Annotated in this window: 12 protein-coding genes; 10 read left to right on the forward strand and 2 right to left on the reverse strand. The window is 44.5% G+C overall.

Features of this window, described 5'->3' with window-relative positions; all coding sequences use genetic code 11:
• Position 1 precedes the first annotated feature (1 nt).
• Positions 2 to 982 carry a hypothetical protein gene (locus PHE37_RS04260; RefSeq protein ID WP_299993736.1) on the forward strand — a complete coding sequence of 327 codons (981 nt, stop codon included), beginning with the start codon at positions 2 to 4 and terminating at the stop codon, positions 980 to 982.
• A gap of 247 nt (positions 983 to 1,229) precedes the next feature.
• On the opposite strand, the gene PHE37_RS04265 is transcribed toward PHE37_RS04260, so the two are convergent.
• Positions 1,230 to 2,150, reverse strand: coding sequence for a DUF4214 domain-containing protein (locus tag PHE37_RS04265; protein ID WP_299993737.1), 921 nt, complete (start codon positions 2,148 to 2,150; stop codon positions 1,230 to 1,232).
• A 107-nt stretch (positions 2,151 to 2,257) separates the two neighbouring features.
• Positions 2,258 to 3,769 carry a nidogen-like domain-containing protein gene (locus PHE37_RS04270; RefSeq protein WP_299993738.1) on the reverse strand — a complete coding sequence of 504 codons (1,512 nt, stop codon included), beginning with the start codon at positions 3,767 to 3,769 and terminating at the stop codon, positions 2,258 to 2,260.
• A 265-nt stretch (positions 3,770 to 4,034) separates the two neighbouring features.
• On the opposite strand from PHE37_RS04270, the gene PHE37_RS04275 reads away from it, so the two are divergent.
• From PHE37_RS04275 to PHE37_RS04315, 9 genes are all read left to right on the forward strand, one after another.
• Entirely contained in the window at positions 4,035 to 5,345 is a 1,311-nt protein-coding gene (locus PHE37_RS04275) for a sugar transferase (protein ID WP_300008250.1), read from the forward strand.
• Positions 5,345 to 6,511, forward strand: coding sequence for a glycosyltransferase family 1 protein (locus PHE37_RS04280; RefSeq protein WP_299993740.1), 1,167 nt, complete (start codon positions 5,345 to 5,347; stop codon positions 6,509 to 6,511). Before PHE37_RS04275 ends, PHE37_RS04280 begins: the two co-directional genes overlap by 1 nt.
• A 93-nt stretch (positions 6,512 to 6,604) precedes the next feature.
• On the forward strand, positions 6,605 to 7,639 hold the full coding sequence (gene gmd, locus PHE37_RS04285; RefSeq protein ID WP_299993741.1) for a GDP-mannose 4,6-dehydratase: 1,035 nt from the start codon (positions 6,605 to 6,607) through the stop codon (positions 7,637 to 7,639).
• On the forward strand, positions 7,599 to 8,507 hold the full coding sequence (locus PHE37_RS04290; protein ID WP_299993742.1) for a GDP-mannose 4,6-dehydratase: 909 nt from the start codon (positions 7,599 to 7,601) through the stop codon (positions 8,505 to 8,507). The genes gmd and PHE37_RS04290 overlap by 41 nt, the downstream gene beginning before the upstream one ends.
• Positions 8,504 to 9,298: an ABC transporter permease gene (locus PHE37_RS04295; RefSeq protein WP_299993743.1), complete on the forward strand. Its 795-nt coding sequence runs from the start codon at positions 8,504 to 8,506 to the stop codon at positions 9,296 to 9,298. The genes PHE37_RS04290 and PHE37_RS04295 overlap by 4 nt, the downstream gene beginning before the upstream one ends.
• Positions 9,295 to 10,527 (forward strand): ABC transporter ATP-binding protein, encoded by a 1,233-nt coding sequence (locus PHE37_RS04300; RefSeq protein WP_299993744.1) that lies wholly within the window; start codon positions 9,295 to 9,297, stop codon positions 10,525 to 10,527. The genes PHE37_RS04295 and PHE37_RS04300 overlap by 4 nt, the downstream gene beginning before the upstream one ends.
• A 253-nt stretch (positions 10,528 to 10,780) precedes the next feature.
• Positions 10,781 to 13,261 (forward strand): glycosyltransferase, encoded by a 2,481-nt coding sequence (locus tag PHE37_RS04305; RefSeq protein WP_299993745.1) that lies wholly within the window; start codon positions 10,781 to 10,783, stop codon positions 13,259 to 13,261.
• Positions 13,258 to 13,563 (forward strand): hypothetical protein, encoded by a 306-nt coding sequence (locus PHE37_RS04310; protein WP_299993746.1) that lies wholly within the window; start codon positions 13,258 to 13,260, stop codon positions 13,561 to 13,563. The genes PHE37_RS04305 and PHE37_RS04310 overlap by 4 nt, the downstream gene beginning before the upstream one ends.
• Positions 13,560 to 15,800, forward strand: a complete 2,241-nt coding sequence (locus tag PHE37_RS04315; protein WP_299993747.1) for a glycosyltransferase family 4 protein — start codon at positions 13,560 to 13,562, stop codon at positions 15,798 to 15,800. The genes PHE37_RS04310 and PHE37_RS04315 overlap by 4 nt, the downstream gene beginning before the upstream one ends.
• Positions 15,801 to 15,959 lie beyond the last annotated feature (159 nt).

Consider the following 15,959-nt stretch of genomic DNA (forward strand, 5'->3'; position numbering starts at 1 on the left):
GGTGAAAATTGTAGCGATACTTTTGGCAACGATGGGGATGATGACGTTTGGGTGGATAGCCGCCGTTTTTCTTCAAACTTCGCGTCCTACTGCATCTTCTCAGTGGATCGCCGATGCGTACGCACTTAAAACGGCGGCGGCGCAAAAAATCGAAGGAAAAAAAATAGTGATCGTCGCCGGTTCGACAGCTTTGTTCGGAATAGATTCAAAAAAATTGGAAGAGACCTATCGTCTTCCGGTCGTCAACTTCGGGGTCAATGCCGGATTGCTTCTCCCTTACGTCCTTTTGAAAAGCCAGAGCGTTTTAAAAAGAGGGGATATCGTGATTTTGCCGCTGGAGTACCATTTTTATACGTATGATGGTATTCCCAATGCTCAAATGATCGATCAGATATGGTCGCGCGATCCCTCTTTTTTTTGGAAGCTTTCATGGAAAGAGCGTCTCAGTATGCTTTGGATGACCCCAATATCCCGTCTGGTAGACGGATTCTTGGCACAGGGGGGATCGCCGATGATGTGCGGCCCCTACGGGTACAAAAATCTGGATGAGCGGGGAGATCAAACCCATACGTCGGAAGAAGAGGCAAAACAGTGGGCAACTGATTGGGAAGGCTTGAAAAAAGAGCTTCCCCGCCGTTACGGTGCTGTAGGCAACGTTGATTCTTTGGGGTGGAAATGGCTGCGCCGCTATGTCGCATGGGCTGCGCAAAACGGTATTTGCCTGATTGTAACGCCATCGACGATGATGTACGACGATAGCTATTGGAAAGATCCCGAAGAACGCCGGTTTTACGAAGGGCTAAAAGCAAGAATTGAAGCACTCGGCGTTCCGTTTATCGGGAATCCTTACTCTACGATGTACGGCAGAGAAATGTATTTTAACACCGACTTTCATTTGATCGATACCGGCAGAGAAGTATGGACACAGCAGTTGATAAATGATTTGGGATCAGATATTTCGAAATGGTGTATACATGGATGAATGAATACAAAAGCTATGGGCAATGTTCTCAAGGACTGGTGTAAAAATTTTATCTTGTTATATTTGATTGTGATATTTTTTAAGAAGTGATTTCGTACTCAAACTTATCAGAATAGAAAATATTTGAATTATATGATGGATAATATAAGAGATATACCAGTTTTAGGTAATAAGAGAAATTACACTGGTCAAAAGCTATGATCCATCTTCCGAGAGGAAGATGATGAATTGAATCGTACTACTACTATTATGCAAATGTTTCAAATACATTTTGCGCCGGAAGAATTGTTCCCACAAGGCTTACAGCGATTGTATGATCGGTAGTGATTGCTTCAGGCTTAAACCATGAATTAGCACTAAATCCAGTATAGTTATTATCAACGTAGACTACATATGAATTGTCATTGTTACCAATGGTTTCTCCTGAGGCTCTCATATACCAAGTGCCCCATGAGTCGTTAATAACGATAGTATGATTGTTATCGACATTCCAAGTCCCTTCCATGAATTGCGTTGGACTCATGCTTTCGTGAAGGGTTCCATTTGAATCGAAGATCATTGTCATAATATCTGCTTTTAAATCACGGGGGCCAGGAGTCCCAGTGTATGCTCCATCCGTTTGATCACCTGAAATATCATAAAGTGTTCTACCTGAAAGCCACTCTTCTGTGAAGTAAAAAGAGTTCACTGGAGTGTTCTGAATAATAGTGTCTTCTGCACTTGTGACAGATTCCTCGGAAGCATCAACATTTGCCATAACGGTGTGTGCAAATGTTGGATCATTGAGTCCTGCATTTGCGAACGCAAGACCGATAGTGGTCTTATTGGTCAAAATTGTTGCATCCGAACCCAATGCTCCATTCGTAACTGCGAGAATAAAGTTTTGATTCGAAATGGTATGGGTATTTAATTCATTTGCCCAGTAATCGAGCCCTGCTTGATCCGGAGGACGATTGAAAAGGTTTTGATACACAGATGTTACAAATACGGTTGTTTGTGTTCCTATCGGGTAAAGATTTTGTGTTTCCGGCTGATCAAAGAAACTTTGAGAAATATCTTCTAAAGACATTCCTGAATTAACCCAGTAGTCAAGTCCGGCTGCATCCGGAGCACGGTTGAACGTAGCGACGTAAAGTTTAGCGACATTATCGAGTGTTGCAAGTGACATATACAAACTTCCTTTAACATTTAAAATATCAAAAATTTAGTGTGATAAATATAATAATTATAATTATTATAATTATTATATAAAGATTCCCTCTTTAAGAGAGAATTTTAGATAAGGATATATCCATCTAAAGGTACAGAAGAGAGAAATGCATCGATTGTGGAAGCTGTTTCACCTATGTATTCAGCAGAATTGGCAAAACTGACGATCATTCCTCCGCGATTTCCGCTGACATTAATTTCGGCGAGCCAATAATCATAGCCTGCTTGATCGGCAGCGCGATGGAGAATATTCTGATAGAGGAGATTGACAAAATCGGTATTTGAAACACTTGCGCCATACATGTTTTGAAATTCAGTTGAATCAGTAAAGGCTTGAGCGGCACCTTGGATCGTATTTCCATTTCCGCCGAAGATAGGGCTGATTAGATCATTAACCCAATATGTAAGTCCGGCTTGATCGGGATCACGTCCAAAGAGTGCGTTGTAAAAGCGTGAAAACTCTTCTTGATTGTCACGTACTTCGACAGCATAGGGAACACTCATACTTCCATCGTCAAAACTGACATATTCTATATTAGTAAGAAGATCTTGTAATGTTCCCCTATCTACAGTATAAGTGCCGTCACCGTTATCATGAATATTGAGAGTATTACGAATACCAGAGTATAACGCATAATCGATTCCGTCCCCTCCGTTAAGAATATTATTGCCATCCCCTCCGACAAGGTGGTCATTGCCGGCTTCTCCGTAGAGAGTATCGTCACCGGCACCGCCGCTGATATTATCATCGCCAGCTCCGGCCCATAAAATATCATCACCACTACGTCCGTCCATAATATCGCTTCCAGATGTTCCGATAATGGTGTCGTTGGAGTTTTCTAGCCCCATTCCTGTGACACTTCCTCCATTGACGTGATAAGTCCAAACTCCTGTCTCGTTGGTCCCAGCCAATACACTATTCTCGAGATTGAGCATAAAATTCTGATCACCCGAAAAATAAAATTCGTAGTAATTAGAGCTATCTCCTGCAGAGAAACCGGCACGTGCGACTGTTCCGCCTAGTCCTGATGTCCCGTCACTAGCATCTCCTGTCGTCCAATTGATATCTTCATAACGGAAAATAATATCAAAATTGCCATTTCCAGTAGAGATAAGCTGAAGCTGAAATGCATTGAGCTTATCTGTATTTGTATAGTAATATCCGACATCATCCCATGTAACGGTAAATGTTCCCGTCGTTGGGTCGATATCGTACCACGTTAGATTAGAACCTTGAGAATTTCCACCTGCTGTTGGGGTGACATAGCCGTTAGGATTAGTATTGGTATATGGTGTGCGTGTATCGACATCTGCCCAAAACGGTGCAATAATCGGATAATAAAAATCCGCACCGATAGCGGAAGGTGTAAAAGAAGAAAGAGAACTTCCAAATGTAATATTGCCATTATTGTTTACATAAACACCATTCCAAGTCTGACCAAAAAAGTTGAGTCCGTTTGGAAAAATGGAAGTTAAATCGATGGGTGTGTAAAAGCTGTTTGACCCATCATCATTTCTTGCTAGAGAATTTTCTCCAAAACCGACTGCTCCTCCTAAACCATTAACTAAAGATGCCATAATAAACCCTTTTGTGTTTGAATTTCTAAATATTAATCTAAATAAACTTAAGTATCTCTATTAAAACTCATAATTTATGAACAAACTATATATATGGATATTTTCTAATAAACCAGTGCATTAATGCAAAAAGCTATCATTAATTAGCTCATTTTTTTCTAACACTTAACATTGTTCTAAATAAGAGCTTTAACTTTTTTTGGTTATTCTATACTTTTAATTAATGATGATGGGTGAATGAGGAGGAATATACACAGTGAAAGAGATGCTTGCAAAAGCTATTTTGATATTCTCTGACATTATAATGATTCTATTAGCGATTTTTGTTTCGTACGGATTACGAGATTGGTTCGATGGCACGTTTCTTCCAAAAATGACTGAACCTTTACGCTTTTACAGTACGATGTTGTTACTTCATACAATAACTTTAAGCATTTTCTTTTTAGAAGGGATTTATATGAAGCGGTACGATTTTTGGCAGGAATATAAACGTGTCGTACGTGCTCTACTGATTGCTTGTGTTGTGATTTTTGCCGTTTTGGCGTTGAGCAAAGAAATACAAACTTATTCGCGGTTTATCTTGTTGTCCTCGTTTGCTTTGTTATTTATTCTTATGCCGTTCGAAAAATATATTTTAAAACGCTGGCTCTACCGGATGAAAATTTGGGGGCGCGAAGCGCTTGTGTTGGGTGATGATCCTTTTTTTGAGAAGGAAGTTTTTGGAAATCCGTATCTGGGATATATCCGTTCGGATAGTCATCCCGCTAAAACTCTTTTTATCGCTTCTAACCATCAAAGTGCCGACGAGATAGAGATGATTTTAGACGATACTGTTAAACATAAGCAAGAGGTTATTTTTATCCCGCTGATCAAAAGTTACGATTTTTCCGACTCATATATAATCCATCTTTTTAATGCCCGTACTAATTTGATTGTTTTGGAAAATAAACTCCTTAGCCGAGTAAATCAACTACTCAAAGGGTTCTCTGATTATCTTTTGACACTGCTTCTTTTCCCATTTGCTTTTCTCTTGATAAGTGCCATCTCCGTATTGATCAAATATCAGGAACCGCATTCACCAATTTTCTTTCGGCAGCCCAGAATGGGTAAAGATGCCAAATCGTTTGTTTGCTATAAATTTCGTTCCATGCACCATGATGCCGATGCCCTTTTGGACGAGTACCTTGTGACGCATCCTGAAGAGGTTGATAATTACGAGAAGTACCACAAATACGAAAACGATCCCCGTGTCACCCCTATTGGACGGTTTTTACGTAAAACCTCTTTGGACGAATTACCGCAGATTCTCAATGTTATCCGAGGAGAGATGAGTCTCATTGGCCCCAGACCTTATATGTTTGAAGAGGAAGAAAAAATCGGTGAAAAGACATCGATGATTTTGGCCGTAAAACCGGGGATCACAGGGATGTGGCAGGTTTTGGGACGAAGTGATATCGATTTTAAGAGCCGTGTGACTCTTGATGTCTGGTATGTACGTAACTGGAGCCTGTGGACCGATTTCGTTATTTTAGTCAAAACGATTAAAGTGGTACTACAACGCGAAGGGGCGATTTAATGCGCCTTATCGTGAATTGTTCTCCCCTGCGTCCCCCGCTGACAGGGATAGGTCATTACACGAGAGAGGTGCTTCTGCGTCTGATCGAAGATCCTGAAATCGACGATATGGAAGGGTTTTATTTCCACCGTTGGCTTTCCCGTGAGCAGATACGCACACTACTCTATCCTATCGAGGCATCTTCCCAAACTTTTTCCCGTTCGTTCGCCCAAAGAGTTGCCGCTTTGCCGGGCGGACGCGAGTTGTACCGTTTAGCGATACGCTGGCTCCATCGAAACAATCTTGTGAAGCGTAAAGAGTGGCTTTACTGGGAGACAAACTACACGCCCCTTCCCTTTGAAGGGAAAATTGTAACGACGGTGTACGACCTCTCCCATGTCCGTTTTCCGCAGTTTCACCCCAAGAGCAGGGTTTCTTTTTTTAACAACAAACTTCCAAAAGCGCTGTCAGAATCGGCGGCAATTTTGACGATATCCGATTTTTCAGCGCACGAAATCATGGAGTTTTACGGGATCGAAAAAACAAAAATCACGATTGTTCCCCCCGCCATTTCACCGGTATTTCACCCTCGAACGCGAGACGAGATCGAATCGTTTCGCCGCCGCTGTTTCCTCCCTCCCCGTTATCTGCTGAGCGTGGCGACTCTGGAACCGCGAAAAAACTTTAAAAACCTGTGTCTGGCATACGCATCGCTGGATGAGAGTATCCGTATGGCCTTTCCGCTGGTATTGGCAGGGGCTTCCGGGTGGCTGAGCGATGACCTTGAAGCGCTTATGTCACCGCTGGAGGAGCAGGGACACATTATTCGTCTGGGCTACGTCCCCGCAAGCGATTTGCCGGTGCTCTACGCGGCTGCAGACGCTTTATGCTATCTCTCTTTGTACGAAGGGTACGGGATGCCTATCGCCGAAGCGATTGCTTCGAATATCCCGGTACTGACATCGGACTGTACCTCTATGCCCGAAGCGGGAGGAAACCGTGCGTGGTATGCGACTCCTACCTCGGTCGTTTCAATTGCCGACATGCTCCAAAAGATGCTCTCTTCGGCAACGCCTCTGCATCCTCACTCATCGGCGCATCTGCCGCCGCCGCGCATCCACTCGTGGGAAAATGCAGCGGCGTCAATTATGGCATTGTTCCGATTCTGCTATAATTGCGATCAATAATGGGCACAAACATCGTCCGCTGGATCATGTTTGATGTTTGCCTTGGATATTAAGATCAGATAAAAATATTAGGGATAAAGGATTTTTTGATTTATGAAAAAAGCGATTGTTACAGGAATCACAGGTCAAGACGGTGCTTATTTGGCAGAATTGTTGCTCGAAAAAGGGTATGATGTCTACGCAACGTACCGTCGCACCGCATCGGTCAACTTTTGGCGTATCGAAGAATTGGGGATCCAAAACCATCCGAACCTTCATCTAATCGAATACGATCTCACTGACCAATCCAATACGATCCGTATGGTGATGGACATTCATCCCGATGAAATCTATAATCTTGCCGCGCAGAGTTTTGTCGGCGTATCGTTTGATCAGCCGATTGCGACGGGGCATATCACCGGTTTGGGTGCGCTCCATTTGCTCGAAGCGATCCGTATTGTCAATCCTAAAATCCGCTACTATCAGGCTTCTACCTCCGAAATGTTCGGCAAGGTACAAGAGATTCCGCAGAGCGAGACCACCCCTTTTTATCCCCGGAGCCCGTACGGTGTAGCCAAGCTTTATGCCCACTGGATGACGATTAATTACCGTGAAAGTTACGGTATTTTCGGCTGTAGCGGTATTTTGTTCAACCATGAATCGCCGCTTCGCGGACGCGAATTCGTGACGCGTAAAATCACTGATTCGGTCGCGAAGATCGCTTTAGGCAAACTCGATTGTATGGAACTGGGCAATCTGGATGCCAAACGCGACTGGGGGTACGCAAAAGAGTACGTGGAGGGGATGTATTTGATGATGCAGCACCACACTCCCGATACGTTTGTATTGGCGACCAACCGTACCGAAACGGTACGCGATTTCGTTACGATGGCGTTTAAAGCTGCAGGCGTGAGTATCCGCTGGAGCGGCGAAGCCGAAAATGAGATCGGAATCGATGATGCGAGCGGAAAAACGCTGATCCGCATCAATCCAAAATTCTACCGTCCTGCAGAAGTCGAGTTGTTGATCGGAACTCCGGAAAAAGCCCGTAAAGAGCTTGGATGGGCACCGTCAACTTCACTTGAAGAACTGTGCGCCATGATGGTACATGCCGATATGGATCGCAACCGTGCCGGCTTCTCTTTTTGATTCCGTCGTCCTCCTCACCGGAGCCGACGGATTTACAGGGCGTTATCTGCACCGCGCACTCGAAGAGGCGGGCGCGCGTGTCGTAGTATTGGATGTCGATCTTCGTGACCGCGACGCGTTAAACGCCTTTTTTGAACCGCTTGCAATCGACTACGTCGTTCACCTCGCTGCCATCAGTTTTGTCCCACACGGATCGGATTTGGATGTCTATGCCGTCAACCTTTTCGGTACCCAAAATCTTTTGGAGGCATTGAGCCAAACCCAAAAAACACTCAAAAAAGTAATCCTTGCCAGTACCTCGAATGTCTACGGCAATGTGCTGGAGATGCCGATTACCGAAGCGCTTTGCCCCGCTCCGACAAACCATTACGCCATTAGTAAACTGGGGATGGAACATATCGGTGCGTTGTATCGCGACCGTTTCGGCGTCATTGTCACACGACCGTTCAACTACACTGGTGCCGGGCAGGCGGATCATTTTCTGATCCCCAAAATCGTGAGCCATTTCATCCGGAAAGAGCCGATTATCGAATTGGGAAATATCGACGTGTCACGCGATTTTTCAGATGTCCGCTGGATCGTCGAAGCATATGTGGGACTTTTGGCCTCCGAGTGCTACTCTGGGGTATTCAATCTCGCCTCCGGCACCCCTAGAACGATTCGTAGCGTTATTGCCTCGCTCGAATCGCTTAGCGGCCATGCGGTGCAGATTGTTCAAAACCCAGCCTTTATCCGTTCGGGCGAAATTACGGTGCTGTGCGGCAGTTCCCAAAAGCTATATGATCTTATACCAATGCTGCCTCAGCCGATCCCGTTTGAGCAGACCCTTGAATGGATGTTGAATGCGTCGCAAAGCATGAAAGGGTGAATCGATTGTTTAAAAGTTTATGGCACTACCGCACCTTTGTCATCTCCTCGGTTGTAGCGCAGTTTCATGCCCGTTTCGTCCAAAATAAACTGGGGGTGCTGTGGATGATCGCCAACCCTTTGGCGCAAGTCACGGTGTATGCCCTCATCCTTTCATCGATATTGGCCGCCAAACTTCCCGGTATCAACAATACGTATGCGTACGCGATCTATTTGACGGCAGGGATGCTGGCATGGACCCTTTTTACTGAGATACTCTCGCGCAGTGTCACGCTGTTTGTGGATAATGCCAATCTGCTCAAAAAATTGGCTTTCCCAAAGCTCACCCTCCCTTTAATTGTTACGGGGACGGCACTTATCAATGCATTATTGCTCCTTGTCGCCGCAATGGGCGTTTTCTTTTTGCTGGGGCACCATGTCGGATGGGTCGTTTTATGGCTTCCCCTTTTATTTGTGTTGACGATTCTGCTGGCGCTATCTTTGGGAACGTTGCTGGGGATTTTCAACGTCTTTATTCGTGATATCGGTCAATTGGTTCCTATTGTGATTCAGTTTTGGTTTTGGCTTACCCCTGTGGTCTATGTCCCCACGATCATTCCGGTACGTTACCGTGACTATCTTGCGTACAATCCTGTGACCCCCCTGGTACAGGGATTTCAAAACGTTTTGGTTTTTAACCGTCCTCCCGACGTTGAAGGATTGGCATTGATTGCTCTTGTCTCACTGCTCATCGGAGCGGCCGCCATCGCGCTTTATCGCAAAGCATCTGCAGAAATGGTTGACCTTTTATGATCTTGTTAGAACTTTCAAATATTACTAAAGCGTACCGGGTCTATACCTCCGAATTTCATCGCTTTTTGTCGTGGTTCGTCCCTTCGGTTTCCCCGGTCGAAGAGACACGGGTACTTGACAACCTGAACCTCACAATCAAGCAGGGAGAATCCATCGGGATCGTCGGTCAAAACGGTGCAGGTAAAAGCACCCTTCTGAAATTGATTACAGGGATTATCAGACCTACGTCCGGCACGATTGGCATACATGGGAAGATTGCAGCGATTTTAGAATTGGGAATGGGATTCAACGCTGATTTTACAGGGCGCCAAAATGCTTACAACGCACTTGGAATAATGGGATTTACACATGATCAGATTACTGCTATCATCCCTGAAGTTGAAGCGTTCGCCGAGATTGGTCACTATTTTGACTTACCTTTACGCATATACAGTAGCGGGATGCAGATGCGTGTTGCTTTTTCGGTTGCTACGGCGTACCGACCTGATATTTTGATTGTGGATGAAGCCCTTTCCGTAGGAGATGCCTATTTTCAACATAAAAGTTTCGCACGGATCAAAGAATTCAAAGAGTTGGGCACAACCCTTTTATTGGTTTCCCATGATGAAACAGCGATACAAAATATATGTGACCGTGCTCTTTTATTGGAAAAAGGGACGATAGTCCATGACGGAAATCCTGAAGATATTTTAAATTATTATAAAGCATCGATTGCTGAAAAAGAGAAAAATACGATCAAAATGACACAGCTTGACAATGGCAGAATTCAAATAGTTTCCGGAAGCGGTGAAGCTCGAATCCGATCGTTAACATTGACAAATGAAAAAGGGGTCGAAACAGATACCTTTTATGTCGGTCGAAAATTCCAAATGTCCGTGATGGTTGATGTACATGAATATTTGGACTCTTTAGTTTTTGGGTTTTCGATCAAAGACAGGCTGGGACAGATTATGTACGGTACGAATACATGGTATACCAAGCAAAACCTGTGTGAAGTTGCGTCTGGAACGCTCCTGGAATACACCGTATCATTTGATCTTTGTTTGGGTGTAGGCAATTACTCTATCCAATTGGCGCTTCACGATCAAGAGACGCATCTAAATCGGAATTATGAGTGGATAGATATGGCAGGAATGTTTACGGTTTTGAACGAAGAAGAAAACTTCTTTATAGGGCTGTCATGGCTTAACCCCGATATAAGGATGAAGACAATTGAAACATTTGATTAAAATAGGGCTGATTCATACAAGGGTGCTTATTTATAAAAGGCCTACGCTGGACAGAAATATAAAAAAAATTCTTAAAAAATTTCCTTTTCTGACGTCGAAATTGAAAAAGATGGTGCAAATTCCGGTACATACGATAGGAAATGTCGGCTCTGATCATTTTCGGTTCCCCTTGGATACAGAATTGGAAACATGTTCGGATAGGGCAAAAGAGATATATTACAGACTTAAAAATGATGTTGAATAAAGGTTTAGGATGCGAATAGTTATTGATTTGCAGGCATGTCAGTCCAGCAGCAAACTGGGAGGGATCGGAAGATATTCGATGAATCTGGCTGAAGCGATGGTTCGCCAATGCGGGGGGCATGAGCTTGTTTTTGTATTAAACGATCTTTTTCCAGAAACAATACCGGAACTCTATGAATCACTTGGGAAAATAATACCGAAAAAACAGATACGCGTGTTCAGTGTCCCCGGCCCGCTAAACGAATCAAATCCGGAAAACCGGTTCAGAATACGTTCTGCAGAAATTTTGCGCGAACGTTTCATGGCAGATCTCAATCCAGATATCGTTCATGTGAGCAGTTTGATAGAAGGATTGGGAGATAATGTTGTAACCTCTGTAGGCGAAGTGTTTCCAGGAGAAAAAACAGGTGTCACTCTTTACGATTTGATTCCTCTGGTTGAGAAAGATACTTATCTACAGGATATCGTTACCAAGGACCATTATTACAATAAACTTGAGTATCTCAAAAAAGCGGGTTCTTTACTGGCTATTTCGGAATTTTCCAAACAAGAAGCGATAGAATTATTGAACATTGATCCGGAAATTATTACAACCATTTCTTCAGCCGTGGATAAAAAGTTTCGACCCTTGAGCATCCCCCGTATAGAAGCCGAAAAAGTTCTTAAAAAACACGGAATCCATCGAAAATTTTTGCTTTTTACCGGCAGTTTTGATCAAAGAAAAAATCATGAAAGACTTATTAGGGCATTTGCTTGGCTCCCTGAAAAAATCCGTAAAGAGTTTCAACTGCTTATAATCGGAAATGGGTGGGATTCTATATATGCTCATTTGCGCAGCGTAGCAGCTCGTGCAGGCCTCTCTCACGATGATTTGATCTTTGCCGGGCATGTATCGGATCATGAACTGTTGACCATATACAATACGGCACATCTTTTTGTTTTTCCTTCATTGTCTGAAGGCTTTGGTCTTCCGGTACTGGAAGCCATGTCCTGTGGAATTCCGACTATAGGTTCAAACACGACAAGTATTCCGGAGGTAATCGGGCTGGATGAAGCCCTTTTTGATCCTTATAGTATAGAATCAATCGGAAGCAAGATACTCCATGCATTAACTGACGAATCTTTTAGAACCCATTTGAAAAATCATGCGTTGGAATATGCGCAAAATTTTTCGTGGGATGCATCGGCAAAAAAAGCTATTGAAGCGTTTGAAAGACAGTACGAACAGACAAAAAACTGCTATTCGCTTTCATTCGATCAAACATTGGACAAACTTTCAAAAATAGCCAAGAACTATCCGATAAAACAAAACGATCTGGTAAAGGTGGCTGCATCTATCGAAGCAAATGAAGCGGCTTCGTCGGTGACAGACTCTTCCCAAAAGATAGGCTGGATATCAACATGGAATACCCGCTGCGGCATAGCTATGTATTCCCGATATCTTGCAGGGAAACACATCTCTGAATACACCGTCTTTGCCCCGTTTGAGCAGACTTTGCTCTCACAGGACGAACCGAATGTCGTTCGATGCTGGCAACCGGATAACGATGACTTAAAAAGGCTGGTTAAAGCGATTCAAGAGAATGATATTGCGACAGTAGTAATACAATTTAATTATGGCTTTTTTCAATTTCCGGCATTGCAAACCTTTATCCAAGAGATGGTTGCACAAGGCAGATCCGTTGTTATTACGCTTCATGCGACAACAGACAATACGCAAAAGCAACTGATTGGGATTCGGCAGGCGCTTCGTCTTTGCGATAAGGTGATTGTACACGCAGAAAATGATCTTGAAAATCTTGGAAAAATAGGCGTAACTGAAAATGTCGTTCTTTTCCCTCAAGGTATTGTTGATACGCTTCCTTCAAACGTTGATACGGATGATATAACGGCCCCTTTTGTGATTGCAAGTTACGGTTTTTTTCTTCCCCATAAAGGCTTTTTGGAACTGATTGATGCTTTCAAACGCTTGATTGACAGAGGCGTTCAAATTCATTTGCTCATGGTAAACGCTGCATATCCTGCAGAGGTCTCTGAATCCTTGATAGCACAGGCACAGAAGAAAATTGCCGCCTACAAAATCGAAAAAAATGTGACGTTGCTGAGTGAATTTTTACCGGATGAAATGAGTTTGGGATATTTGGCAAAAGCCGATTTGATTATTTATCCTTATCAGGAGACGGGAGAATCATCCAGTGCTGCAGTTCGTATGGGGTTGGCTTCACTTCGTCCTGTTGCGGTGACCCCTTTGAAAATTTTTGATGATGTACGGGACATTGTGATTACCCTTCCATCGACGACGGTAGAAGGTATTGCCGATGGAATTGAGGCATTTATCCGACAAAAGGGAAAAGGGGATTCGGTTGATTTTGAGCGCTCATCCCGTGCCGTAAAATGGAGGGAAGAGCGCTTATATTCCCGCCTATCGGAACGTTTCTTTGATCTCCTTTCCCAATCCGGTCAGAAAAGATCGAAAGGAGGAAGTGCGTGATGAAGACAGGCAGACTGAAACAACGGGTTGGCTCTTTTTTAAATACTCTGATACATCTTAACAATCTGAAATTTCGTGTATCGCTTGCGGAAGAGGAACTTTACCGCCTTAGAGATGAAAACACTGTTTTGAAAGATCGTATTGAAATTTTGGAACAACGCATGGAGTCTTTGGAACCTATGGTCGAAAAAATGGTCACACGGCAGATCTATTATCAGACGCTCTCGCTTCAACAGCGCCTCGACGAAGCGGGACTCGATATACAAATCCTTGCACACTCTTCCGACGATACCGTGGTATGACTTTATCCGTAGCAATACATCAATTTACCCCATCTGTTGCCGTAGGAGACGGTGTGAGCGGAGGGGTTTTATTGACTCAGACACTTTTATCCGAGCTGGGGTTCATTTCTCGTATTTATGCCCGAAAAATCGATCCGATCCTTTCAAACCGCGTTGATTCGATAGAAGACTTTGATCCTGCACCTGACGATATACTCCTCTATCATTACTCGATAGGACATCGTGACCACGATGCGCTGATGGTGCTGGATGTCCGTAAAATCATCGTTTATCATAACATTACCCCTGAGTTTTTTTTCGCAGATACCCCCCGTTTGTATGCACTGTGCAGATTGGGTCGCATGCAGCTATCTGTATCATCGTCATATTTTTGCGGTGCTTATGCCGATTCGGAGTACAATGCCCGTGAATTGAAACGCTTGGGCTACCCAGATGTGCAGGTACTGCCGTTACTGGTCGATACATCAGAACCTATGATTCAGCCTGATGTCTCGACGCTTCCGCCATTGGGAGAGAAATATGTTATCCTCTTCGTCGGCAGAATCGTGACAAACAAAGCGCAGCATCAGCTTGTTGATATCCTCTATGCGCTAAAGAACCGTTCCGTTGTTGATGTCGTTCTTGTTCTTGCCGGAGGGTTCAGTGACAGCACGTATGCTGAGTTTCTCCGCAAGCATATTTCTTTGTTGGAATTGGATGGCGATGTCATGATTACGGGGAAAATTTCGGACGAAGCCCTCGGTGCCCTCTATACGCGTGCAGATCTCTACCTATCTATGAGTCTGCATGAGGGATTTGGTATTCCCATGATCGAAGCGATGCGATACGATATTCCCGTATTGGGGTACGATATTGCCGCTGTAGGAGAAAATCTCCCGCTCCAGGCCCGACTATCATTTAGAACCCCCACACAAGTCGCCGAAAAAATTATCAAGCTGATGGAAACACCTGTTCTCCGCACCGTTTTGCTCCTGCAGCAGCGTGAAATCCTCCGCCGTTACGAGCATGCGGAACTACTGAACCGGCTCGCTTCATTTTTGGCTGATATGGGGGTTATTTCACCGAATCCACCTTCTGGGTTCATGGTACCGCGAGAAGATCGCATCCGCATTGACGGCCCGTGCGACAGTACCTACAGTCTTGCATTGGTGAACCGCGAAGTGGGTCGCGCATTGCTTCAGCAGGGAATGGAAGTTTCGTTGTTCGCGACCGAGGGACCGGGAAACTATGTGCCGAACCGTGATTTTTTAGCGAATGATCCGGAGGTACTTTCCGCATTGTCAGATATCCCTATACATGCTCGTAGTGTTATCCGAAACCTCTATCCGCCGCGTGTTTCTTCGATGGGAGGGGTATTCAAACTATTAGGTCCATACGGCTGGGAAGAATCGGTATTTCCGCCAGAACACGTTCAAAATTTTAACCGCCGTCTCAGCGGCATCGCCTGTATGTCGACGTATGTGGCAAATGTGCTGCGCGATAATGGAGTTAACATACCGCTGTGCATTTCGGGAATCGGTGCTGATCATATTCTGCGACATCTTCCTGAACCTCTTGGATTTGACCTTCCGGAAGGGATCAAACTGCTGCACATCTCTTCGTGCTTTCCGCGCAAAGGAGTCGATGTCTTGATTGCGGCACTGGAGGAGGTCGGAGTGCCGTTAACACTGGTTGTCAAAACCTTTCCCAACCCTCACAATACCCTTCGCGCCGATTTGCTCCGTTGGGGGTGGGAAAACACCGCGCATGACCTCTATATTCGAGCAGACAAAAGGGTGATGATCATCGAAAATGACCTCTCGATGGCGCAGGTACGGACCCTTTACGGCACGTGCGATTGCCTTGTAGCACCGAGCCGCGGTGAAGGGTTTGGCCTGCCGATGGCCGAGGCGATGTTACTGAATCTCCCTGTAATTACGACGGGCTATGGGGGACAGAGCGACTTTTGTACTGCAGATACCGCATGGACGGTAGGGTATACGTTGGCTCCGGCCGATACCCATATGGGCTTGGCTGGCTCGCTTTGGGCAGATCCGGACAAAGATGACCTTTCTCGTCAGATTATGGCGGTCTTACAGCTCTCCACAGACGAAAAACGCCGAAAAACCGACGCTGCACGCACCCTTATAGAAACCCGATACACATGGGCGGCCGTTGCACAGAAAATGGTGGACTTTATCAATCTTTTGGAACATTCCGCATCTTCTCCGAGCTGTTTAAGCGAAACGATGCAATAGCTGTTATATCCCCTGGTATTTGATTTTCCCCTCTGATGGTCTCTGCTAGAAAAATGATAGTGTTTTGACAACATGGAGAGGCAAATAAAGGGGCTGAAAAGTAACATTATCACGCAGGAAAACAATATAGATTCATGAGTAATGAATGTAAATTGCAAA

It is taken from the genome of Sulfuricurvum sp., assembly GCF_028681615.1.
Classification (GTDB): Bacteria; Campylobacterota; Campylobacteria; order Campylobacterales; family Sulfurimonadaceae; genus Sulfuricurvum.

Excerpts from the sequence above, each read along its gene's own strand:
- PHE37_RS04305 (WP_299993745.1), top strand. The coding sequence starts at position 10,781 with ATGCGAATAGTTATTGATTTGCAGGCATGTCAGTCCAGCAGCAAACTG.
- PHE37_RS04300 (WP_299993744.1), top strand. The coding sequence starts at position 9,295 with ATGATCTTGTTAGAACTTTCAAATATTACTAAAGCGTACCGGGTCTAT.
- PHE37_RS04290 (WP_299993742.1), top strand. The coding sequence starts at position 7,599 with ATGCCGATATGGATCGCAACCGTGCCGGCTTCTCTTTTTGATTCCGTC.
- PHE37_RS04315 (WP_299993747.1), top strand. The coding sequence starts at position 13,560 with ATGACTTTATCCGTAGCAATACATCAATTTACCCCATCTGTTGCCGTA.
- gmd (WP_299993741.1), top strand. The coding sequence starts at position 6,605 with ATGAAAAAAGCGATTGTTACAGGAATCACAGGTCAAGACGGTGCTTAT.
- PHE37_RS04280 (WP_299993740.1), top strand. The coding sequence starts at position 5,345 with ATGCGCCTTATCGTGAATTGTTCTCCCCTGCGTCCCCCGCTGACAGGG.
- PHE37_RS04275 (WP_300008250.1), top strand. The coding sequence starts at position 4,035 with ATGCTTGCAAAAGCTATTTTGATATTCTCTGACATTATAATGATTCTA.
- PHE37_RS04265 (WP_299993737.1), bottom strand. The coding sequence starts at position 2,150 with ATGTCACTTGCAACACTCGATAATGTCGCTAAACTTTACGTCGCTACG.
- PHE37_RS04270 (WP_299993738.1), bottom strand. The coding sequence starts at position 3,769 with ATGGCATCTTTAGTTAATGGTTTAGGAGGAGCAGTCGGTTTTGGAGAA.